This window comes from Shewanella electrodiphila, from assembly GCF_023283985.1.
GTDB classification, from domain to species: domain Bacteria; phylum Pseudomonadota; class Gammaproteobacteria; order Enterobacterales; family Shewanellaceae; genus Shewanella; species Shewanella electrodiphila.
Map to the genome: position 1 here is coordinate 509,095 of NZ_JAKIKU010000002.1, position 21,742 is coordinate 530,836.

Sequence of the window (21,742 nt, forward strand, 5' to 3'; positions counted from 1 at the left end):
CAGATCTCGTATTAGATTCAGATACCGCTAGTAGCACAGGGATTCAGCAGGAAAACAAACCTGGTTTGATGAGTTCTTTTGGTAGTGCTGATTTTATGCGTCAAATTACTATGATTCTGGCATTAGCCGTTTGTTTGGTATTGGCTGTATTTATGATGATGTGGGCGCAAGAGCCTGAGTACAGACCGTTAGGTCAAATGGAAACAAACGAAATGATCCAAGTGTTGGACGTTTTGGATAAAAATAAAATTGCCTATAAAATTTCTGGTGATGTCGTCAGTATTCCTGAAGACAAATATCAAAATGTAAAACTATTACTAGCTCGTGCAGGCGTTGAAGCATCAAGCCAGCCAACAGATTACCTAAGTAAAGACAGTGGCTTCGGTGTTAGCCAACGAATGGAGCAAGCACGCTTAAAGCAAAGCCAAGAAGTCAATTTAGCCCGAGTAATTGAAGAACTAAATAGCGTAACTCGCGCTAAAGTTATTTTAGCTTTGCCAAAAGAAAATGTTTTTGCCCGCAATAAATCCAAACCAAGTGCAACTGTTGTGGTCAATGTTCGTCGAGGCAGTTTAGGACAAGAAGAAATTGACTCTATCGTCGATATTGTTGCTTCAGCAGTACAGGGCTTAGACCCAACGAGAGTGACTGTAACTGACTCTAATGGCCGTTTATTAAATTCAGGCAGCCAAGATGCGGCATCATCTAGAGCGCGCCGCGAACAAGAATTGGTTCAACAGAAAGAAGCTGAGTATCGTAATAAAGTCGAATCGATTTTAATGCCGATATTAGGACCTGAAAATTTTACTTCTCAGGTCGATGTGAACATGGATTTTACTGCGGTTGAACAAACGGCCAAACGCTTTTCACCTGATTTACCTGCGATTCGTAGTGAAATGACCATTGAACGTAATTCATCAGGTCAATCAATGGGCGGTATTCCTGGCGCTTTATCAAATCAACCGCCAATGGAATCAAACATCCCACAAGAAGTCGGTGAAGCAGAAACTACCTCAGTCAGTGGTGACAGCCACCGTGAAGCGACCCGTAACTTTGAGTTAGACACCACAATTAGTCATACACGTCAGCAAGTTGGCCAAGTAAGACGAGTCAGCGTGTCAGTGGCGATTGATTATAAACCAGGTGCGGTTGATGAAAATGGTGTGGTCACTAGAGTGCCAAGAACCGAACAAGAGCTGACGAATATTCGCCGTTTACTGGAAGGGGCTATGGGCTTTACTAGCCAACGTGGTGATACTTTAGAAGTGGTTACCGTTCCATTTATGGATCAATTAATTGAAGCATTACCTGAGCCTGAATTATGGGAGCAACCTTGGTTTTGGCGCGCGGTAAGACTGGTTTTAGGTGCATTATTGGTATTAGTCTTGATTTTATTTGTTATCAGACCAATGTTGAATAAGTTGCTGAAAGCCAATGAAGTTGAAATGCCAGAAGAGGCTCGCTTAGGTCATGAATTGGCTGAGATTGAAGATCAATATGCTGCAGATACACTCGGAATGCTCAATACTCAGCAAGCTGATTATAGTTATGCAGATGATGGCTCAATTCAAATTCCAAATCTTCATAAAGATGATGATATGATTAAGTCAATACGGGCATTAGTGGCAAATGAACCTGAACTTTCTACCCAAGTAATTAAGAGTTGGTTACAAGAAGATGGCAAATGATGAAGTTGCGGTAGCAGAGGCTACTAAAGGGTTTAACCCAGATGATTTAACGGGAACTGAAAAGACCGCTATTTTACTGTTAAGCCTAAGTGAAGCTGACGCGGCTTCAATACTAAAACACTTGGAACCAAAACAGGTTCAAAAAGTTGGTATGTCTATGGCGGCCATGGAAGACTTTGGTCAAGAAAAAGTCATTGGCGTACATAAGTTATTTCTTGAAGAAATTCAAAAATTCTCGTCTATTGGTTTTAATAGTGAAGAGTTCGTAAGAAAAGCCTTAACAGCAGCACTTGGCGAAGATAAAGCCGGTAATTTAATTGAACAAATTATCATGGGTAGCGGTGCTAAAGGCTTAGATTCATTAAAATGGATGGATGCACGTCAAGTTGCAACCATCATTCAAAATGAGCATCCGCAAATTCAAACCATTGTTTTATCTTATCTAGAACCTGATCAGGCAGCAGAAATATTCAGTCAGTTTCCTGAAAATACTCGCTTAGATCTGATGATGCGTATTGCTAATTTAGAAGAAGTACAGCCAGCTGCATTGCAAGAATTGAATGATATTATGGAGAAACAGTTCGCAGGCCAAGGCGGCGCACAAGCAGCGAAAATGGGTGGACTTAAAGCTGCTGCTAATATTATGAACTTCTTAGATACAGGCGTTGAAAGCCAGATTATGGAAACAATGCGTGAATCAGACGAAGAGATGGCTCAGCAAATTCAAGATCTTATGTTTGTATTTGAAAACTTGATTGATGTTGATGACCGCGGAATTCAAGTTTTACTAAGAGAAGTACAGCAAGATGTGCTGATGAAGGCATTAAAAGGCACTGATGACCAATTGTCAGATAAAATTATCGGTAATATGTCTAAACGTGCCGGTGAATTATTACGTGATGATCTTGAAGCAATGGGACCTATTAGGATCAGTGAAGTTGAAGTGGCCCAAAAAGAAATTCTCGCAATTGCTCGTCGCTTAAGTGATAGTGGTGAAATTATGCTTGGTGGCGGTGGTGGTGAAGAGTTCTTATAATGCCATCATTATAATTTTATCCATAAGCCATTACCGTTTAGCTGCAATATAAAACCATTAATCGCTGTAGAAATTAGGCATATCCATGACGGAATCTAAAACCAATAAATCAATCGAAAATGATGACTTAGATTTCAGTCATTGGCAATTGCCTGATGTCACCGAAGATCAAACAGACTCTCCGTCTAATTTATTTGGACACTTAGGTAGCCAAAACCCACCTGCTAAATCAGAAGAAAAACCGCTTCTACCTCCAACCATGGCAGAAATTGAACAAATCAGAGTTGAAGCTGAGCAGGAAGGGTTTGAGCAAGGAAAAGTAGCAGGTCACAGCCAAGGTCTTGAACAAGGTAAACTTGAAGGTCTTGAAGTCGGGCACGCTGAAGGCTTTGCTCAGGGGGAACAACAAGGCTATGAAGTTGGCCAAGTTAAAGTCAATGAAGTGCTCGAGAAATTATCTCAATTGGTAAAACAATTCGAGCAACCATTAATGTTACTTGATGCTGAAATTGAAGCAGAAGTATTACAGTTAGCAATCAACCTAGCTAAATCTATTGTTGGTCATGAACTCAAAACCCATCCTGAGCATATTTTATCAGTCTTGCGTCAAGGTGTTGACTCCCTGCCGATTAAAGAGCAACAGGTTAAACTCAGACTGCATCCAGATGATGCTACCTTAGTGATGCAATTATACAGTGATGCACAATTAGAAAAAAATCATTGGGACATTGAAGCTGACCCTTCATTAAATCCAGGTGATTGTATTATCAATAGCATGCGTTCAAGCGTTGATTTGCGGGTAGAAGAGAGAATGCGTCAGGTATTGCAAGAGCTACATGAGCAAGCCTCTGGCATTCAAGCAAATGTGCAAACGATAAAAACTGAACATCCGCAATATACGACTGAGGTCGTGGATCACTTACCAGAAAGGCAATCTTCAAGCTTAACGACGGAAAACAGTCAAATTACTGAAGTGACTGATTCAGAAATCAGTGAGAATGATACAAGTCTGCAAGAAGCAACTCGTCATGAACCATTGATAGAAGAATCATCTATAAAAGATCAAAGTTTCCAAGTTGCAGATTCTTCAGTTGACCTTCATAACACAACAGCAATTGAAAATGGTGCAGATGAGCAGTCCAAAATTTTAGAAACTGATGAGGTACAAGACAATGCAAAGCCGTCAACATCAGTTACTGAATAAACTCAAAAACCAAAGTCAAAAAGTCAGCCCACTTAGGCCGGTAGCCAGTGGGCAGTTAGTGCGTGTTGTGGGCTTAACATTAGAAGCTACAGGCTGCAGAGCACCTGTGGGCAGTTTATGCTCGATAGAAACTATGGCGGGTGAATTAGTTGCCGAAGTGGTCGGGTTCGATGACGAGCTGTTGTATTTAATGCCCGTTGATGAATTAAGAGGTGTACTACCTGGGGCAAGAGTGCGGCCATTAGGTGAGCAGTCAAGTTTGAATGTCGGACTGAGTTTGTTGGGCAGAGTGCTTGATGGCAGTGGTTCACCACTTGATGGTTTAGGGCCATTAAATACAGATCAACAAGCTTCTCGTCATGCACCGCCAATTAATCCACTTGCTAGACGTGCCATTTCTGAACCTTTAGATGTAGGGGTAAGGGCCATCAATGCGATGCTAACAGTGGGTAAGGGTCAGCGAATGGGCTTATTTGCTGGCTCCGGTGTGGGTAAAAGTGTGCTATTAGGCATGATGACTCGCGGGACAACTGCTGACATTATTGTTGTAGGGCTAGTGGGCGAGCGTGGTCGTGAGGTAAAAGAGTTTATTGAAGAGATCCTTGGTGAAGAAGGACGGGCTCGCTCCGTTGTTGTAGCCGCACCAGCTGACACTTCGCCATTAATGCGTCTTCGTGCTTGTGAAACATCCACTCGTATAGCTGAATACTTTCGTGACTTGGGGTACAACGTGTTATTATTGATGGATAGCTTAACCCGTTATGCTCAGGCACAACGTGAAGTGGCGTTAGCTGTTGGAGAACCGCCAGCAACAAAAGGCTATCCACCATCAGTATTTGCTAAATTACCAAGACTTGTTGAACGGGCAGGTAACGGAGGCCCTGGACAAGGTTCCATTACTGCTTTTTATACTGTACTGACAGAAGGTGATGATCAGCAAGATCCCATTGCAGATGCGTCAAGAGCGATTCTTGATGGTCACATTGTTTTATCTCGCACACTTGCTGATTCTGGTCATTACCCAGCTATTGATATTGAACAATCTATTAGTCGTGTTGCGCCAATGGTGATTGCGCCAGAACATTTAGAATCGATGCGTTTAGTTAAGCAAATGTATTCTACCTATCAGCAAAATCGCGACCTCATATCCATTGGAGCATATTCTCAAGGTAGCGATCCGCGAATAGACAATGCCATTAGATTACAACCTGCGATGAATGCATTTTTAAGACAGGGTTTTAAAGATGTTATCTCGTTTAATGATAGCCAAACTATGGTGGGGCAAATCGCTGCCCAATGTAAATAATGCGCCGCGCTGATCCTCTGTTGACAGTATTAAAAATCAATAAAGAAGCTGAAGAGCAAGCTGCTTTGCAATTAAAGTCTGCCCAGCTTGAGCAGCAAAAATGCCAAGGTCAGCTAGATGCACTGAATAACTATCGTCTTGAATACATGAAGCAAATGGGTGAAACCCAAGGCAAAACTTTAAGTGCCAGTGAATACCATTCATTTCATGAATTTATTAAGCAAGTCGATCAAGCGCTCATTCAACAAGTAAATGCAGTAAAAGAAACTGAAAAACAAACGGGTTATCGCCAAGTACATTGGCAAGAAAAGCAGCAAAAACGTAAAGCTGTGGAAATGTTACTAGAAAAAAATGCATTAAAAGCGCAAATAATTGCAAATAAACGTGAACAAAAAGCATCGGATGAATTTGCTATGCAACAATTCATCCGTAAAAAACCTCGCTAGAAATCTTCTTAAACTTAACGCTCAAAACTTGACTCTAAAACTTTCATTTTTCAGTCTGATAGTTACCTTGCGATGAAAGAGTAAATAACCTTAAAACCCAATATTCTAATAAGCTGGCATTTTAATTGCTTATTTATAGAGTTAGTTAGTGAAGTGTCAGCTTTGTGACTGTTATCAGGATCCGATTGTTGTACCAATTGGTTCGTTATGAGTGATGTTGAGTGGAGTTTGTTATGCAACAAATGAGCAGTATTTTATTGGGAAATAGTGGCAAAACCACCAATTCGCAGGTTTCAGGAACCGTGCAACTCGATGATAAACAGTCTTTTTTATCTGTCTTTAATCAAGCATCACAAGTGGATGTAGATAAAACTAAGCTCAGTCTAAATACTAATGAACAACCAGCGAGTATCAATGCTCCATCAGCAGAAGGTTCGGATGTTGACCTTATTTTTGCTCAAATAGATTTAGCTGAAAATTTCGATACTCAGGCAGATTTTGAAAAAAGTGGCAAAGTCTTGCCGCTTGAATCTGAGTTGTCAGAGTTAGTGCTTTCTCAAGCCGATAGCGAATTAGTGTTAACTGAAGAGGCTCAGCATTCAATTGAAAAGGGTTTACTGGTTAATGAGCTCGCAGTTGATGTTTTGCCGAAAGAAGCAGGAATTGACATAGGAATTGATATAGGTATTGAAAAGGCTATTGAGACGGGTATTGATGATATTGATAAAGAGTTAGGTGCCGAAATAAATACCACTTCTTTTTTAAGTTCACTGAACACTGAGCAACTAGATGCATTGACTCAATTTTCTTCGATGAGTGAACAAGATCTTGCCGCTTTAAGTGCTGCTGAACTGAACAAACTAATTAATGCCTATAATCAACAAGTCAGCATCACTGATAACCAAGCCTTACCTTTGTTAATCGATGGGAAACTCAATAACCAGACAGCAACAATCCCTGTTACAGAGGCCAATGCTGATTTAATTACTGCTGAAAAAGCTAAACTTGCTAACTCAACATCTAATATCGCCAATAATGTCCAAGGTGCTGCGAATGCCACTGATACAGCGAACTATACTGCCGCTTCAGCTCAGGTTGCGAATGCTGAGAAAGTTGTGGCTGATTCAAAAGTCATAGCTGATACGAATAAACTAGCTAAGAAAGAAGATAAAGAAAGTGCCCCTGTGAATCTTAGTAAAGCCGAGATAAGTGTGGCATTAGATAAACCAACCTCCAAAGTCGCCTTTAATAATGCCATGGTTAATGTAGCAGCTAACTCAAGTCAATCAACACTTGCTGAACTAGGGCAAGAGAGTGAAACGATAGATGTAAAAGCACTACAAAATCAAAGCAGTTTTACACCACAGCACAAAAGTGATGTACCTCAATTTCAACTTTCGTTACGTCAAGGGGCTGAGTCCGTAGTGCAAATGCAGGATATGATTCAAAAATTTGCACCTGTAATGAAACAACAACTTATCACTATGGTTGGGCAAGGCGTTCAGCATGCTGAAATTCGTCTAGATCCAGCCGAGCTTGGGCACATGGTAGTAAAAGTTCAAGTTAACGGTGAGCAAACTCAAGTACAGTTCCAAGTAGCTCAATCTCAGACAAAAGACCTCATTGAGCAAGCGATTCCCAAATTGAGAGAAATGCTGGCTGAGGAAGGATTACAACTTGCTGACAGCCATGTATCTCAAGATGGCGAAAGCCAGAAAAAATCCGAGTATGATGAACAAAACAGCAGTGGCGAGAATATGCTGGATGAAATTTCAGCACAAGAACTCGAGATTGCTACAAAACATGCAAAGAGTAGCAATTCAGCTATAGATTATTACGCCTAAGTCGGTAATCTATAGCCATTACGTTAATGCAGTCAAAGCCCTGTAATAATTGAGATGAGATTATTACCAATGTGGCAGCACATAAAATGGAATAAATGATGGCTGAAGAAGAATCTCTAGAGTTAACAACAGAAAACCAACCTAAAAGTAAGAAAAAGCTGATTATCTTTATTGCTATCGGTGTCGTCGTTATTGGTCTGATTGCAGGCGCGGCATTATTTTTTCTAGGAGGCGATGAGGAGTCAATTCCTGCAACTCCTGGTACTGCAAGTTCAGCTGAAACCGAAGTTGATGAATCTAAAAAAGGCAAGGCTAATTATGTCGGCATGCCGAGGCCATTTTTGTTTAACCTTCCTGGGGTTGATCGAGCTCGCCTAGTGGAAATAAAAGTACAATTGATGGTACGTGGCGATGATGGTCAAACTGCGAAAATGCACATTCCATTAATTGAAGATGCTTTATTAACCACGTTTAGTGCTGCAGATGTACAAAAGCTAAGTACTCAGGCTGGTAAGGACGAACTAAGACAATTAGCGCTACTTAATGTGCAAAATACACTACAACCTGTAGCTGGCCGCAAAATAGTAGAAAAAGTACTATTTACTGGTTTTGTGATGCAATAACACCAGTGAATAAGACAAGGTGATAATGTGAGTGATTTATTAAGCCAAGACGAAATTGATGCGCTGCTTCACGGAGTCGATGATGTTGATGAGGATGACATTAACGACGGTGAGGATACTCGTGTCTATGATTTCTCCTCTCAAGACCGCATTGTTCGTGGACGAATGCCGACGCTGGAAATTGTAAATGAGCGTTTTGCCCGCCATTTACGAATTAGTATGTTTAATATGATGCGCAGAGCTGCTGAAGTGTCAATTAATGGTGTACAAATGCTTAAGTTTGGCGAATATGTCCATACATTATTTGTTCCTACTAGTCTTAATATGGTGCGTTTTAGCCCACTTAAAGGGACTGCCCTGATTACCATGGAGGCGCGTTTAGTCTTTATATTGGTAGACAACTTCTTTGGTGGTGATGGTCGTTTCCATGCAAAAATTGAAGGCCGTGAATTTACGCCAACAGAAAGACGTATTGTTCAATTATTGCTGAAAATTATTTTTGAAGATTATAAAGATGCTTGGGCTCCAGTCATGGATGTTGAATTTGAGTATTTGGATTCAGAAGTCAACCCAGCTATGGCGAACATTGTTAGTCCCACAGAAGTTGTGGTGATTAATTCTTTCCATATTGAAGTTGATGGAGGCGGTGGTGATTTTCATATCACCATGCCATATTCAATGATTGAACCTATCCGTGAGTTACTTGATGCGGGTGTTCAAAGTGATAAGCAAGATACTGACATGCGTTGGGGACAAGCCTTACGTGATGAAATTATGGATGTACAGGTCGGTATTGATGCCAATATCATCGAGCATGAAGTCAAACTTCGTGATGTCATGGAATTCAAAGCAGGGGATGTTATACCGATTGAATTACCTGAGCACATCATGATGCGAATTGAGGATTTACCCACTTATCGATGTAAATTAGGTAAATCTAGAGATAACTTAGCGTTGAAGATCAGCGAGAAAATTCCTCGTCCTGAGACCGCTAAATCAGAACTACAGTTAATTACGCGCAAAGGTAAAGCGCGTGATATTTCAGAATTATAAGGTGACATGATGAGCGATGATACTGACGATTGGGCTGCGGCAATGGCAGAGCAAGCACTTGAAGAGGCCAATGTTGCCGAACAAGTAGAACTCGATGAGCTCGTAGATGAGTCAAGCCCTATTTCTCAAGCAGAAGCTGATAAGCTTGATAGCATCATGGATATTCCTGTGACAATCTCGATGGAAGTCGGGCGCAGTTTTATCAGTATTCGTAATTTACTGCAGTTGAACCAAGGTTCAGTAGTGGAATTAGACAGAGTGGCAGGCGAACCTCTAGATGTAATGGTAAACGGCACTTTAATTGCTCATGGTGAAGTGGTTGTGGTCAATGATAAGTTCGGTATTCGTTTAACGGATGTCATTAGTCAAACTGAACGAATCAAAAAGCTAAAATAAAATAATTTCAAATTATCAGTTAAGGGTTCATTTGTGCTAAATGCAGTTAGTCTATTAGTGGTGGCAAGTTCTGCTGTCACTGAAGCGTCAAATTCAGAATCAGCCAATTCAGAAATAGCCATCCGTGGTGCTGAAACATCGAATATCGCTGCATTATCAAGCATGATGGGTGGGCTGATTCTTGTTATCGCCATTATTTTTGTATTAGCTTATATCGTTAAAAAGCTTAACTTGGTTCAATCAAATCAGGGGGTGATAAAAACTGTTGCGATGACCCCTTTAGGCCAAAAAGAAAAAATTGTTTTGATTGAATTAGAAGGGCAGCAGTATTTACTCGGCGTTACTGCTCAGCAAGTGAATTTGATTGAAAAGCTCGATACGGCTGTTAATCTCGAAACGACGTCTTTTGCTAGCAGGTTAAAGCAAGCCAAACAGCAAGCCAGTCAACAAGAAAAAGAGCAGGCTAAGGAATAGCAATAATGAAAAAGTGGATAGTGTTAGTCTTATTTGCCGCTGTTTTTTTTACGCCATTGAGTTTTGCTGAAGATGGAATATTAAAAGCCGTTACGGTTTCAACCGGTGCTGATGGTAGTACTGAGTATTCTGTAACAATGCAAATATTGCTGCTGATGACGGCAATGAGTTTTATCCCTGCAATGGTGATAATGCTCACTTCGTTTACGCGGATCATTGTAGTGCTATCTATTTTGCGTCAAGCTTTGGGGTTACAGCAAACACCATCTAATCAAGTACTCATTGGTATGAGTATGTTCATGACATTCTTTATTATGGCGCCAGTTTTTGATCAAATTTACGATCGAGCTGTAGAGCCTTATATCAATGAATCTTTAACAATGCAGCAAGCCTATGAAGTCGGTAAAGAGCCGCTGCGTGCATTTATGTTATCTCAAGTCAGAACCACAGATTTAGAAACCTTTATTGAAATTTCCGGCTACACCAATATTGCGTCGCCAGAACAAGCGCCAATGAGTGTATTGGTACCTGCTTTTATTACCAGTGAATTAAAAACTGCATTCCAAATTGGCTTTATGTTATTTGTGCCATTTTTAGTTCTTGATTTAGTGGTTGCGAGTATTTTAATGGCAATGGGTATGATGATGTTGTCGCCGATGATTGTGTCACTCCCATTTAAAATAATGCTGTTTGTATTGGTTGATGGTTGGGGATTGGTGTTAGGAACGCTGGCAAACAGTTTTGGTAGATAGGGAGCGTTACTGATGTCACCAGAGTCACTGATTGATATTTTTCGTGAAGCGTTATCTGTAATTGTCCTGATTGTATCGGCAATTATTTTACCTGGCTTATTTATAGGTCTGATTGTGGCTGTATTTCAGGCCGCAACTTCAATCAATGAACAGACATTAAGTTTCCTTCCTAGATTATTAACTACGCTATTTTCGTTGATGTTTCTCGGCCATTGGCTAGTGCAAACCATGATGGATTTTTTTTACACTATGGTGAATATGATCCCTCAGGTGATAGGTTAGTCCTGTGGAAATTTTATTTGAAGAAATCAGTCGAACAATAGCCGCATATGTTTGGCCGTTATTTAGAATATCTTCAATGTTAATGGTTATGGCCGTTTTTGGTGCCAATACCACCCCAGCAAGAGTCCGTTTGTTTTTATCTGTTGCGATTACTGTTGCCGTAGCACCTGTACTTCCAGCACCAGTTGATCCTATCGAGTTGTTCTCATTAAGTGCTGTATTCATTTCTGCGCAGCAAATACTCATAGGTACTGCTATGGGGTTTGTGACTATTTTAGTGATGCAAACCTTTGTACTAACGGGGCAGATTATTGGTATGCAAACCAGTTTAGGTTTTGCCTCTATGGTCGATCCTAGTTCAGGTCAGCAAACACCAGTTGTAGGTAATTTCTTTTTATTACTGGCTACGTTGATTTTTCTCGCCGTTGATGGACATTTGTTGATGTTTAAAATGCTGGTGGCGAGTTTCGATACTATCCCCATTTCAAATCAGGGTTTTAGCATTACTAATTACCGAAAATTAGCCGAGTTTGGTGGTTATATGTTTGGTGCGGCGTTAACGATGTCGATTTCAGCAATCGTCGCATTACTGCTGATTAACTTATCATTTGGTGTGATGACGCGCGCATCGCCTCAACTGAATATTTTTGCCATTGGCTTCCCGGTAACAATGGTAAGCGGGTTATTGATTTTGTGGCTTACATTAGGGCCCATCATGTCTCATTTCGATGAGGTTTGGCTGCGAGGCCAATTATTGATGTGTGATATTTTGCAATTGACCTGTCAAATTGACGGCTCATTAACTCAGTAGGTTACTGATGGCAGAAGATACAGGTCAAGAACGCACAGAGGACCCCACCGCCAAGCGACTGCAACAGTCGCGTGAAAAAGGACAGGTGGCACGCTCTAAAGAGTTAGGTACAGCGGCTGTTTTATTAGCATCAGCTGTAGGGTTCGCAATCGTTGGGCCTAATCTTGCCCGAAGTCTGCACACTATCATGACACAAATATTGACCATGGAGCGGGATCAAATATTTGATACCAACTCAATGTTTCTGGTTTGGGGAGTGGTTGGCAATGAACTTGCTTTTCCACTCATCAGTTTTATTGCATTTCTCGCCTTAATTGCTTTTATCGGTAATATCATTCTGGGTGGTATGACGTTCTCAGTTAAAGCTTTTATGCCCAAAGGCAGTAAAATGAATCCTGCTAAAGGATTTAAGCGAATGTTTGGTACACAAGCTCTAGTTGAGTTGACCAAGGGCATCGCTAAATTTGCTGTAGTGGCTGTGTCAGCCTATTTTTTATTGAGTTTTTACTTCTTTGAGATAATGACACTCTCGACAGATCATCTACCTGGTAACGTTTACCATGCACTAGAGTTGTTAGTATGGATGTTTATTCTGTTATGTTCTTCAATGCTATTTATTGTGGTGATTGATGTGCCATTTCAAATATGGAATCACAATAAACAATTGAAAATGACCAAGCAAGAAGTCAAAGATGAATACAAAGACACTGAGGGTAAACCTGAAGTAAAAGGCCGAATTAGACAAATGCAGCACGAGATGGCCAACAAAAGGATGATGTCTGAAGTGCCAAATGCAGATGTTATAGTGGTCAACCCTGAACATTATGCTGTAGCGGTAAAATACGATGTTAGTCAGTCAGCTGCGCCTTTTTTAATTGCGAAAGGCATTGATGATGTCGCATTTAAAATTCGTGAAATTGCCAGAGAGCATGAAGTGCCGATTGTGTCGGCGCCACCTTTAGCACGTGCTATATACCATACGACGAAAATTGACCAACAAGTGCCTGAAGGGTTATTCACTGCAGTCGCACAAATTTTGGCATATGTATTCCAGCTCAAGCAGTATCAAAAAGGTAGGGGCAAGCGACCTAAGCCCGTGCCAATCAATCAACCTATCCCTGATGATTTAAAACACTAAATCGTTTACAAAACCTTCAATTAATCCAGCGGCCCTTTTGAAACTATTCTTTTGGCTTAGTAATTGCATTTTACTGTTGTCAGCGTCAAGAATATTACTATAAAGGTTTCCTACTGATGGATGTAAAAGCAGCATTAGGTCAAATTAAACAAGTTAGATTAAGTACTTTTAAAGGTATAGGTACGCCATTATTAGTGCTTGCAGCACTCGGTATGGTGGTTTTGCCCATGCCTGCCTTTTTGTTGGACATCTTGTTTTCATTCAACATTGCTTTAGCACTCGTTGTACTGCTTGTCGCTATTTATTCTGATAGACCATTAGATTTTGCCGCATTCCCCAGCGTTCTGTTAGTCGCAACGCTACTTAGATTGGCACTCAATGTTGCCTCAACCCGAATCGTGTTATTGGAAGGTCATAACGGTGGTGATGCCGCGGGTAAAGTCATTGAAGCCTTCGGCTCTGTGGTTATTGGTGGTAACTACGCTGTAGGTTTAGTGGTTTTCCTGATTCTTATTATCATCAACTTTGCCGTTGTTACCAAAGGTGCTGGGCGTATTTCTGAAGTGAGCGCCCGTTTTACATTGGATGCCATGCCAGGGAAGCAAATGGCGATTGATGCCGATTTAAATGCTGGCACATTAACGCAAGATCAAGCTCGCGTACGCCGCGCTGAAGTGACCAAAGAAGCTGACTTTTACGGTGCGATGGATGGTGCATCAAAATTTGTTAAAGGTGATGCCATTGCGGGTATCATGATTTTGGTGATTAACATTCTCGGTGGTTTTGTGATCGGTATGGTTCAACATGGGTTGGATTTTTCCAGTGCTGTTGAAATCTACACTTTATTGACCATTGGTGACGGCTTAGTCGCTCAAATCCCTGGGCTACTGTTATCAATCGCTGCTGCATTGATGGTGACTCGTCAAAATGAATCGGGTGATATGGGCGGCATGATGATAAGCCAGATGTTTGTTAGCCATAAGTCAATGGCGATAGCATCAGGCGTATTGTTTGTCATGGGTATCGTGCCTGGAATGCCTCATTTTGCATTCTTAACGTTCGCTTTTATTACAGCCTTTGCTGCATATATGATTTATAAGCGTAATAATGACAACAAAACCGCAGCGCTTGAGCAAGCGGTTAAAAGCCCAGCAGAAATTAAGGATGCAGAGCCTAAAGAACTCAGCTGGGAAGACGTTCAGCATGTCGATACTATCGGACTTGAAGTGGGTTATCGTCTAATTCCGTTAGTGGATAAAGGTCAAGGTGGTGAGCTTTTAGGTCGTATTAAAGGTGTGCGTAAGAAATTATCACAAGAATTAGGTTTCTTAGTACCAGCGGTGCATATTCGCGACAACCTTGATTTATCACCTAACTGTTATCGTATTTCGTTAATGGGAGTCGTGGTTGGAGAGGCTGAAGTTCGCCATGACTGTGAACTCGCGATCAATCCTGGGCAAGTGTATGGCAAGCTTGATGGCATTGAAACAACAGATCCTGCATTTGGATTAGAAGCTGTGTGGATAGCGCCAGAGCAGCGAGAACATGCTCAAACCTTAGGTTATACCGTGGTAGACACGGCAACAGTTGTCGCGACCCATATCAGCCAACTATTGACTAACAATGCGGCTAAATTACTGGGTTATGAAGAAGTACAGCAGTTAATGGATATGTTAGGTAAAAACTCGCCTAAGTTAGTTGATGGCTTTATTCCAGATATCATGCCATTGGGTTCTGTGGTTAAAGTGATGCAAAACCTTCTAAATGAAGGTGTTTCTATCCGTGATTTACGCACAATTGTGCAAACCCTGTTAGAATACGGTACAAAGAGTAATGATACAGAAGTATTAACCGCTGCAGTGCGTATTGCATTGAAGAGAATGATTGTTCAAGAAATATCTGGGCCTGAATTAGAGATACCTGTCATTACATTGGCACCAGAGTTGGAACAGATGTTGCACAAGTCTATGCAGGCGACAGGCGGTGAAGGGCCAAATATCGAACCAGGCCTTGCAGAACGCATGCAGAAGTCATTATTAGATGCTTCTCAGAAGCAAGAAATGGTTGGACAACCAGCCATTTTATTGACATCAGGTATGCTAAGGTCAACGCTGTCACGATTTGTTAAATATACTATCCCGAATTTACGGGTTATTTCTTACCAAGAAATACCTGATGAAAAGCAAATACGCATAGTATCTGCGGTAGGGCAATAGCGATGACTTTCTGTTTGAAAGAGGTGCGTAGTGAAAATTAAACGATTTTTTGCCAAAGACATGCGTTCAGCATTAGCTCAAGTGAAAGAAACCTTGGGATCTGATGCCGTTATTATGTCGAATAAAAAAGTAACGGGTGGAATAGAAATCGTTGCGGCAGTTGACTACGATGAGCCTAAAGCGGACGTTGCTGTAAATTCACCTGTACCTGGTTTTATGAATGTCAGTGATGATCAAGTCTCACTAGGGCAAAATAAGCCAACAGTGAAAGCGCAAACCAAGGTAAGCCCACCTCCTGCAGCTGATTCACTACAGGCTTTGCTTGAAAAACAGCATAATCGTTTGCAGCAACAAATGTCGCAGCGAGTTGAAGAACCTGAGTTACCCGATTGGGCCAAACAATTACAAGATACAAAAACAGCGAAAGTTGAGCCTAAAATTGAACAACAGCAATTTGCCCAACCAAGAACATCGAATAAAAGTCAGTCTGCTGAAATTGAAGCAATGCGAGAAGAAATGGCCTCTTTGCGTGGGTTGTTAACTCATCAAGTATCTTCGTTAATGAAAGACCAGAAAAAGCGCACTGACCCCGTTGGGGCAATGCTAGAAAGTAAATTAATTAATGCAGAGTTTTCTCCTGCTGTAGCGGCGAAATTGGCAGGCTTAAGTCAGCAATATACGCCTGCAGATTTAGTGAGAGCGTTACCTCAGAGTTTAGCGAACTTATTAGATAACCAAGGTGATGATATTGTTCGTACTGGTGGCGTGGTGGCATTTGTTGGTCCAACAGGTGTTGGTAAGACGACTTCGCTGGCTAAATTAGCGGCAAGATTTGCAGCACATCATGGTCCAGAGCAGGTTGCACTCATAACTACAGATCATTATCGTATTGGAGCCTATGAGCAATTGGCAACTTATGGCAAAATAATGGGATGTCCAGTAAAACAAGCTCACGATCTTGCTGAATTAGAACAAATTCTCTACCAGTTTAAGAATCGTAAGTTAGTATTAATAGATACAGCTGGGATGGGGCAGCGTGATATGCGCCTTTATCAGCAGTTAGATGATTTAATGGCAAATACAAGAATACCGATTAGAAGTTATCTAGTCATGTCTGCAACCTCTCAAAGAAGAGTGTTACAAGATGCTGTTGAGCATTTTAAAAGAATCCCATTATCAGGGGTGATTTTGACCAAATTAGATGAATCGGTTTCGATTGCTGGCGCATTAAGTGTATTGATTCAAAATGGGTTACCATTAAGCTATATAACAGATGGTCAACGTGTTCCAGAAGATATGCAAGTTGCTGATACGCTTATGCTCGCAAAACAAGCGTTAGCAGCATTAAACGACACCAAACCTCAAACGTCACATGACACTGCGTGGTCAAATGACATGGCCTATGCATTCGAGTAACAATATGACCAGAGATCAAGCAAGTGGTTTACGTATGATGAATCAACCAAATAACGATAAAGTAAAAGTAATTGCAGTTAGTGGCGGCAAAGGCGGCGTGGGTAAAACCAGTGTGTCTATTAATACCGCTGTTGCGCTCGCTGAAAAAGGTAAACGAGTGTTAGTACTCGATGCCGATTTAGGCTTAGCAAATGTTGATGTGATGCTAGGTATTCGAGCAGAACGCAATTTATCCCATGTACTTTCTGGCGAAGCAGAGTTGGACGATATTATTGTCCGTGGCCCTAAAGGTATTGGCATTGTGCCTGCCACTTCAGGGACTCAAGCCATGGTCGAGCTTACACAAGCTCAGCATGTCGGCTTAATTCGCGCCTTCAGTGAAATGAAAACTCAATTCGATATCTTAATTGTCGATACCGCTGCCGGTATCTCGGATATGGTGCTGAGTTTCTCCCGTGCCTCACAAGATGTGTTGATTGTTGTTTGTGATGAACCGACATCAATAACCGATGCCTATGCCTTAATTAAAATCCTAAGTCGTGAACATGGCGTGTTTCGTTTTAAAATTGTGGCGAATATGGTCAGAAGTTTGCGCGAAGGCATGGAATTATTTGCCAAACTCAGTAAAGTGACTGATAGATTCTTGGATGTCGCTTTAGAATTAGTTGCTACGGTTCCATTTGACGAAAACTTAAGAAAATCAGTTCGTAAACAAAAATTGGTTGTCGAAGCTTTTCCTAAGTCACCTGCAGCGATTGCTTATCATGGTTTAGCGAATAAAATTATGAGCTGGCCTGTTCCTCAACAGCCAGGCGGCCATCTTGAGTTCTTTGTCGAACGATTAGTTCAACGTAAAGATCAACAAGAGGATTCAACGAGTGAATAAAGCCGCTGCGTATACTCAGTTTGATAATAAAACTTCAATTGTTGAACAGTATGCTCCGTTGGTAAAAAGAATTGCTCATCATATGTTGGCAAGGCTGCCAGCATCAGTGCAATTGGATGACTTATTACAAGCAGGGATGATGGGGTTATTGGAAGCATCATCGAAGTTTGATGGCAGTAAAGGGGCTAAATTTGAAACCTTTGCTGGCATCCGAATTCGTGGTTCAATGATTGATGAAATCCGCCGAGGTGATTGGGTTCCTCGTTCTGTACATCGTAACCAACGTCGTGTTGCCCAGGTTATTGATGAATTAGGGCAAGAGCTCGGCCGTGATGCAAAAGATATTGAAATTGCTGAAAAATTAGAGATGACTCTTGAAGAGTATCATCATATTCTAAATGATGTTTCAGTGGGGAAGATCATCGGGATTGAAGATCTTTGTGTATCTGAAGATGTGATTGTAACAGCAGAGTCTACTCCTGATGAGAGCTTTGAGTCACTTGCTGAAATGCAATTTAAATCAGCATTATCTGAAGCAATTACAACATTACCCGAAAGAGATGCGTTAGTTTTGTCGCTATATTATGACGAAGCATTAAATTTAAAAGAAATCGGTGCCATTCTTGAGGTCAGCGAGTCGCGTGTTAGCCAGATATTAAGTCAGGCAATGCTGCGTCTTAAAGGCAAACTCAAGCATTGGACACAGGTATAATTATTAATATAGAGCACAGTGTATGAGCTCACCGGAGGAAACCTTGGACAAGAATATGAAGATTCTTATTGTTGATGACTTTTCAACAATGAGACGTATCATCAAGAACTTGTTGCGAGACTTGGGATTCAACAATACCCAAGAAGCAGATGATGGCTCAACCGCCTTACCAATGTTACAAAAAAGCGAATTTGATTTTGTTGTAACTGACTGGAATATGCCAGGCATGCAAGGTATTGACTTGCTTAAGGCGATTCGTGCTGATGATTCACTCAAGCATTTACCAGTGTTAATGGTAACTGCTGAAGCAAAACGCGAACAGATTATTGCTGCAGCGCAAGCGGGTGTGAATGGTTACGTAGTAAAACCGTTTACTGCTGCAACGTTAAAAGAAAAACTCGATAAAATATTTGAACGTTTAGCATAAGCTAAGGATAAGTTATGCAGGCAGCAATATCAGGGCTGATCGACCTTGAACAAGCAAAGCAACTCGTAAAACTGCTTGAAGATGGCCAACAAGAACAAGCTGATGAAGTCATTCGTGACTTATCAGCGCCTCTTCAGCGGGATTTATTTGATGAAGTCGGAAAGTTGACACGTCAACTTCATAGTTCATTAAATGAGTTCCAAATTGATACCCGTTTAGCCGAACTTGCCAATACTGAAATACCTGACGCAAAAGAAAGATTAAACTTTGTTATCGATATGACAGAGCAAGCTGCAAATAAAACTATGGATGCAGTTGAAGAATGTTTACCTTTGGCCGATACAATAATTAATAACATTCAATCGGTCACACCCATGTGGGACAAATTGATGCGTAGAGACATCGCGTTAAGCGAATTTAAATCTCTGTGTCATGAGGTTCAACATATCATGTCTCATAGCGAGCATGACTCAGGTAGATTAAAGGAATTGCTCAATCAAATTTTGATGGCGCAAGATTTCCAAGATCTAACTGGCCAAATGATCCGTCGTGTTATTGATTTAGTCAGAGAAGTTGAGAGCAATTTAGTCTCCATGCTCACTATTTTTGGCGAAAGCGCAGCAGACTCAACACGGGTCGTTGATGACAATAAAATTGAAGCAGAAGGTCCCATCTTGAATGCTGAAACCCGTGAAGACGTGGTAACAGGCCAAGATGAAGTTGATGATCTGCTATCAAGTCTGGGTTTCTAATTAGGAGTCAAATTTAATGTCTTTTGATGTTGATGAAGAGATACTCCAGGACTTTTTGATTGAAGCTGGTGAAATTTTAGAGCTTCTACAAGAGCAACTCGTCGCTCTTGAAAATAATCCTGATGATGCTGATTTACTTAATGCTATTTTTAGAGGTTTCCACACAGTAAAGGGTGGTGCAGGTTTTTTAAGCTTGGGCCCTATGGTCGACGTTTGTCATGAAGCAGAGAATACCTTTGATTTACTGAGAACCGGTAAGCGTCAAGTAAACGCAGAGTTAATGGATATCATTCTACAAGCTGTTGATGCAATCAATAGTATGTTTGAGCAAACTCAGCAAGGCCAGCCGCAAGATGATGCTGACCCCGCTTTACTTGAAAAGCTTAAGCTTTTGAGTTCTGGTGCGCCTCTTCCTTCTGAAATATCTGAGACAGTTGTTGAGACTGAACCTGAAGTTGTGGAAGAGTTCATTGAAGCCATTATCGAACAACCTGTTGCAGCGGCTGAAGCTGAAGTTGTCTCCGATGCAGGAACTTCAGGTAGCATTGATGATATTGATGAAAGTGAATTTGAAGCTTTACTTGATGCATTACATGGACAAGGGAAAAGCCCAACATCAGTCAATGACGAACCTGTTGCAGGTGTGACAGTAAATGTCACAAGTTCTACCAATGAAAGTGCTGCTAGCGATGAAATTAGCGATGATGAATTTGAAGCGCTTCTTGATGAACTACATGGTTCAGGTGGATTTCAGTCAACGACAGCAAAGAATGAGCCTGCAGCAGTAGCTGAAGAGCCTAAAGTCGATGCTGATGACATTACTGATGATGAATTTGAAAAACTACTTGATGAGTTACACGGTAAAGGTTCTGCACCAGTAGCGGTCACGCCGCCTGCCGAGGCAAATAAACCTAAAGCCAGCCCACCAAGTGAACCTACTAAAGCTGAGCCCAAAGCACCTGCTCCTGTAGCTAAAGCTCCTGCTAAAAAAGCTCCAGCAAGTAAAGCGCCAGTTGCAAAAGCGCCAGAGCCTGCATCTAAAGCTGTGCCCGCTGCGAAAAAAGCAGAACCTGCGAAAACACAAAATGCAATGCCACAAGGTGAGACTACGGTTCGTGTAGATACATCTCGCTTAGACCAAATTATGAATATGGTTGGTGAGCTAGTATTGGTGCGTAACCGTTTGGTGAGTTTAGGTATTTCTCGTGATGACGAAGAGATGTCTAAGGCGTTGGCAAATTTAGATTTAGTGACAGCAGACCTTCAAGGCGCTGTAATGAAAACACGAATGCAACCAATCAAGAAAGTGTTTGGTCGCTTCCCTCGCGTTGTCAGAGATTTGGCACGTACGCTCAATAAAGAAATTGATTTGATCATGGTTGGTGAAGACACCGACCTTGATAAAAACCTTGTCGAAGCACTCGCTGATCCATTGGTTCACTTAGTTAGAAACTCAGTAGACCACGGTATTGAAATGCCGATTACCCGTGAAGCGAATGGCAAGCCAAGAACTGGTACCATTACCTTATCAGCCAGCCAAGAAGGCGATCATATTCTACTAAAAATTGAAGATGATGGCGCAGGTATGGATGCCAACAAATTAAAAGAAATTGCTATCAGTCGTGGCGTGTTAGACGAAGATTCAGCTGCACGCATGACGGATAACGAAGCTTATAATCTAATTTTTGCTCCTGGTTTCTCTACTAAAGTAGAAATTTCAGATATTTCAGGTCGTGGTGTTGGGATGGATGTGGTTAAAACCCGTATCACCCAGCTTAATGGTACTGTTCATATTGATTCCGTTCAGGGCAAGGGAACAATCTTAGAGATTAAAGTTCCACTCACATTAGCAATTATGCCGACCCTAATGGTAGATGTTGCTAAGCAGGTATTTGCTTTACCTCTTTCAAGCGTTAACGAAATTTTCCACCTCGATCTAACTAAAACAAATGTAGTAGATGGACAATTAACCGTTATCGTTCGTGATAAAGCCGTACCGCTATTTTATCTTGAGCAGTGGTTACATCGAAATAAAACTAACTTTATTCATGGTGATAAAAAGCAAGGGCATGTAGTAATTGTGCAACTTGGGACCATGCAAATTGGCTTTGTGGTTGATGCACTGATAGGACAAGAAGAGGTGGTAATTAAACCTCTGGGAAGCATGTTGCAAGGTACGCCAGGTATGGCTGGAGCAACAATTACTTCTGATGGCGGTATTGCACTGATTTTAGATGTGCCAGGCTTATTAAAATATTACGCTAAAAGTAAGAAGTAAAA

Annotated in this window: 21 protein-coding genes; all 21 read left to right on the top strand. The window is 41.3% G+C overall.

Annotated elements, in window-relative coordinates; genetic code table 11:
- The first annotated feature begins 68 nt into the window (after window positions 1–68).
- The 21 genes from fliF (at window position 69) to L2737_RS05820 (ending at window position 21,740) form a co-directional block, all read left to right on the top strand.
- Window positions 69–1,688: a flagellar basal-body MS-ring/collar protein FliF gene (gene fliF / locus L2737_RS05720; protein ID WP_283108281.1), complete on the top strand. Its 1,620-nt coding sequence runs from the start codon at window positions 69–71 to the stop codon at window positions 1,686–1,688.
- Complete coding sequence (gene fliG / locus L2737_RS05725; RefSeq protein WP_248955057.1) at window positions 1,678–2,724, top strand: flagellar motor switch protein FliG; 1,047 nt, start codon at window positions 1,678–1,680, stop codon at window positions 2,722–2,724. Before fliF ends, fliG begins: the two co-directional genes overlap by 11 nt.
- Before the next feature lie 85 nt (window positions 2,725–2,809).
- Window positions 2,810–3,928 (top strand): flagellar assembly protein FliH, encoded by a 1,119-nt coding sequence (fliH, locus tag L2737_RS05730; RefSeq protein WP_248955059.1) that lies wholly within the window; start codon window positions 2,810–2,812, stop codon window positions 3,926–3,928.
- Window positions 3,897–5,234, top strand: coding sequence for a flagellar protein export ATPase FliI (fliI, locus tag L2737_RS05735; protein WP_229369247.1), 1,338 nt, complete (start codon window positions 3,897–3,899; stop codon window positions 5,232–5,234). Before fliH ends, fliI begins: the two co-directional genes overlap by 32 nt.
- Entirely contained in the window at window positions 5,234–5,680 is a 447-nt protein-coding gene (fliJ, locus tag L2737_RS05740) for a flagellar export protein FliJ (protein WP_102529014.1), read from the top strand. The genes fliI and fliJ overlap by 1 nt, the downstream gene beginning before the upstream one ends.
- 233 nt (window positions 5,681–5,913) lie before the next feature.
- Window positions 5,914–7,524: a flagellar hook-length control protein FliK gene (locus tag L2737_RS05745; protein ID WP_248955060.1), complete on the top strand. Its 1,611-nt coding sequence runs from the start codon at window positions 5,914–5,916 to the stop codon at window positions 7,522–7,524.
- A gap of 98 nt (window positions 7,525–7,622) precedes the next feature.
- The gene (gene fliL, locus L2737_RS05750; protein ID WP_248955061.1) at window positions 7,623–8,147 is read left to right on the top strand and encodes a flagellar basal body-associated protein FliL; all 525 of its coding nucleotides are present in this window, start codon (window positions 7,623–7,625) and stop codon (window positions 8,145–8,147) included.
- 27 nt (window positions 8,148–8,174) lie between these two features.
- Window positions 8,175–9,200: a flagellar motor switch protein FliM gene (gene fliM / locus L2737_RS05755; RefSeq protein WP_102529017.1), complete on the top strand. Its 1,026-nt coding sequence runs from the start codon at window positions 8,175–8,177 to the stop codon at window positions 9,198–9,200.
- Between the two features lie 6 nt (window positions 9,201–9,206).
- A complete protein-coding gene (gene fliN / locus L2737_RS05760) occupies window positions 9,207–9,596 on the top strand; it encodes a flagellar motor switch protein FliN (protein WP_102529018.1) in 390 nt (129 codons plus the stop codon).
- Window positions 9,597–9,710: 114 nt separating this feature from the next.
- A complete protein-coding gene (fliO, locus tag L2737_RS05765) occupies window positions 9,711–10,070 on the top strand; it encodes a flagellar biosynthetic protein FliO (protein WP_428848380.1) in 360 nt (119 codons plus the stop codon).
- Window positions 10,071–10,075: 5 nt separating this feature from the next.
- Window positions 10,076–10,822, top strand: coding sequence for a flagellar type III secretion system pore protein FliP (gene fliP, locus L2737_RS05770; protein ID WP_102529020.1), 747 nt, complete (start codon window positions 10,076–10,078; stop codon window positions 10,820–10,822).
- 12 nt (window positions 10,823–10,834) lie between these two features.
- The gene (fliQ, locus tag L2737_RS05775; RefSeq protein ID WP_102529021.1) at window positions 10,835–11,104 is read left to right on the top strand and encodes a flagellar biosynthesis protein FliQ; all 270 of its coding nucleotides are present in this window, start codon (window positions 10,835–10,837) and stop codon (window positions 11,102–11,104) included.
- A 4-nt stretch (window positions 11,105–11,108) separates the two neighbouring features.
- Window positions 11,109–11,915 carry a flagellar biosynthetic protein FliR gene (fliR, locus tag L2737_RS05780; protein WP_102529022.1) on the top strand — a complete coding sequence of 269 codons (807 nt, stop codon included), beginning with the start codon at window positions 11,109–11,111 and terminating at the stop codon, window positions 11,913–11,915.
- 7 nt (window positions 11,916–11,922) lie between these two features.
- Complete coding sequence (flhB, locus tag L2737_RS05785; RefSeq protein WP_102529023.1) at window positions 11,923–13,053, top strand: flagellar biosynthesis protein FlhB; 1,131 nt, start codon at window positions 11,923–11,925, stop codon at window positions 13,051–13,053.
- A gap of 116 nt (window positions 13,054–13,169) precedes the next feature.
- A complete protein-coding gene (flhA, locus tag L2737_RS05790; protein ID WP_248955063.1) occupies window positions 13,170–15,269 on the top strand; it encodes a flagellar biosynthesis protein FlhA in 2,100 nt (699 codons plus the stop codon).
- 30 nt (window positions 15,270–15,299) lie between these two features.
- Window positions 15,300–16,685 (top strand): flagellar biosynthesis GTPase FlhF, encoded by a 1,386-nt coding sequence (gene flhF, locus L2737_RS05795; RefSeq protein ID WP_102529025.1) that lies wholly within the window; start codon window positions 15,300–15,302, stop codon window positions 16,683–16,685.
- A gap of 4 nt (window positions 16,686–16,689) precedes the next feature.
- The gene (locus L2737_RS05800; protein WP_102529078.1) at window positions 16,690–17,571 is read left to right on the top strand and encodes a MinD/ParA family protein; all 882 of its coding nucleotides are present in this window, start codon (window positions 16,690–16,692) and stop codon (window positions 17,569–17,571) included.
- The gene (locus L2737_RS05805) at window positions 17,564–18,283 is read left to right on the top strand and encodes an RNA polymerase sigma factor FliA (protein ID WP_248955064.1); all 720 of its coding nucleotides are present in this window, start codon (window positions 17,564–17,566) and stop codon (window positions 18,281–18,283) included. Before L2737_RS05800 ends, L2737_RS05805 begins: the two co-directional genes overlap by 8 nt.
- Window positions 18,284–18,326: 43 nt before the next feature.
- Window positions 18,327–18,710: a chemotaxis response regulator CheY gene (gene cheY, locus L2737_RS05810; RefSeq protein ID WP_080916243.1), complete on the top strand. Its 384-nt coding sequence runs from the start codon at window positions 18,327–18,329 to the stop codon at window positions 18,708–18,710.
- A gap of 14 nt (window positions 18,711–18,724) precedes the next feature.
- On the top strand, window positions 18,725–19,462 hold the full coding sequence (locus tag L2737_RS05815; RefSeq protein WP_102529027.1) for a protein phosphatase CheZ: 738 nt from the start codon (window positions 18,725–18,727) through the stop codon (window positions 19,460–19,462).
- Window positions 19,463–19,478: 16 nt separating this feature from the next.
- A complete protein-coding gene (locus tag L2737_RS05820) occupies window positions 19,479–21,740 on the top strand; it encodes a chemotaxis protein CheA (RefSeq protein ID WP_248955065.1) in 2,262 nt (753 codons plus the stop codon).
- Window positions 21,741–21,742 lie beyond the last annotated feature (2 nt).

What these genes read in the sequence shown, in the direction of transcription:
- fliJ (WP_102529014.1), top strand. Translation starts at nt 5,234, where the DNA reads ATGCGCCGCGCTGATCCTCTGTTGACAGTATTAAAAATCAATAAAGAA.
- fliP (WP_102529020.1), top strand. Translation starts at nt 10,076, where the DNA reads ATGAAAAAGTGGATAGTGTTAGTCTTATTTGCCGCTGTTTTTTTTACG.
- flhA (WP_248955063.1), top strand. Translation starts at nt 13,170, where the DNA reads ATGGATGTAAAAGCAGCATTAGGTCAAATTAAACAAGTTAGATTAAGT.
- fliF (WP_283108281.1), top strand. Translation starts at nt 69, where the DNA reads ATGAGTTCTTTTGGTAGTGCTGATTTTATGCGTCAAATTACTATGATT.
- fliQ (WP_102529021.1), top strand. Translation starts at nt 10,835, where the DNA reads ATGTCACCAGAGTCACTGATTGATATTTTTCGTGAAGCGTTATCTGTA.
- fliG (WP_248955057.1), top strand. Translation starts at nt 1,678, where the DNA reads ATGGCAAATGATGAAGTTGCGGTAGCAGAGGCTACTAAAGGGTTTAAC.
- L2737_RS05745 (WP_248955060.1), top strand. Translation starts at nt 5,914, where the DNA reads ATGCAACAAATGAGCAGTATTTTATTGGGAAATAGTGGCAAAACCACC.
- L2737_RS05815 (WP_102529027.1), top strand. Translation starts at nt 18,725, where the DNA reads ATGCAGGCAGCAATATCAGGGCTGATCGACCTTGAACAAGCAAAGCAA.
- fliI (WP_229369247.1), top strand. Translation starts at nt 3,897, where the DNA reads ATGCAAAGCCGTCAACATCAGTTACTGAATAAACTCAAAAACCAAAGT.
- fliH (WP_248955059.1), top strand. Translation starts at nt 2,810, where the DNA reads ATGACGGAATCTAAAACCAATAAATCAATCGAAAATGATGACTTAGAT.
- fliN (WP_102529018.1), top strand. Translation starts at nt 9,207, where the DNA reads ATGATGAGCGATGATACTGACGATTGGGCTGCGGCAATGGCAGAGCAA.
- fliL (WP_248955061.1), top strand. Translation starts at nt 7,623, where the DNA reads ATGGCTGAAGAAGAATCTCTAGAGTTAACAACAGAAAACCAACCTAAA.
- flhB (WP_102529023.1), top strand. Translation starts at nt 11,923, where the DNA reads ATGGCAGAAGATACAGGTCAAGAACGCACAGAGGACCCCACCGCCAAG.
- L2737_RS05820 (WP_248955065.1), top strand. Translation starts at nt 19,479, where the DNA reads ATGTCTTTTGATGTTGATGAAGAGATACTCCAGGACTTTTTGATTGAA.
- L2737_RS05800 (WP_102529078.1), top strand. Translation starts at nt 16,690, where the DNA reads ATGACCAGAGATCAAGCAAGTGGTTTACGTATGATGAATCAACCAAAT.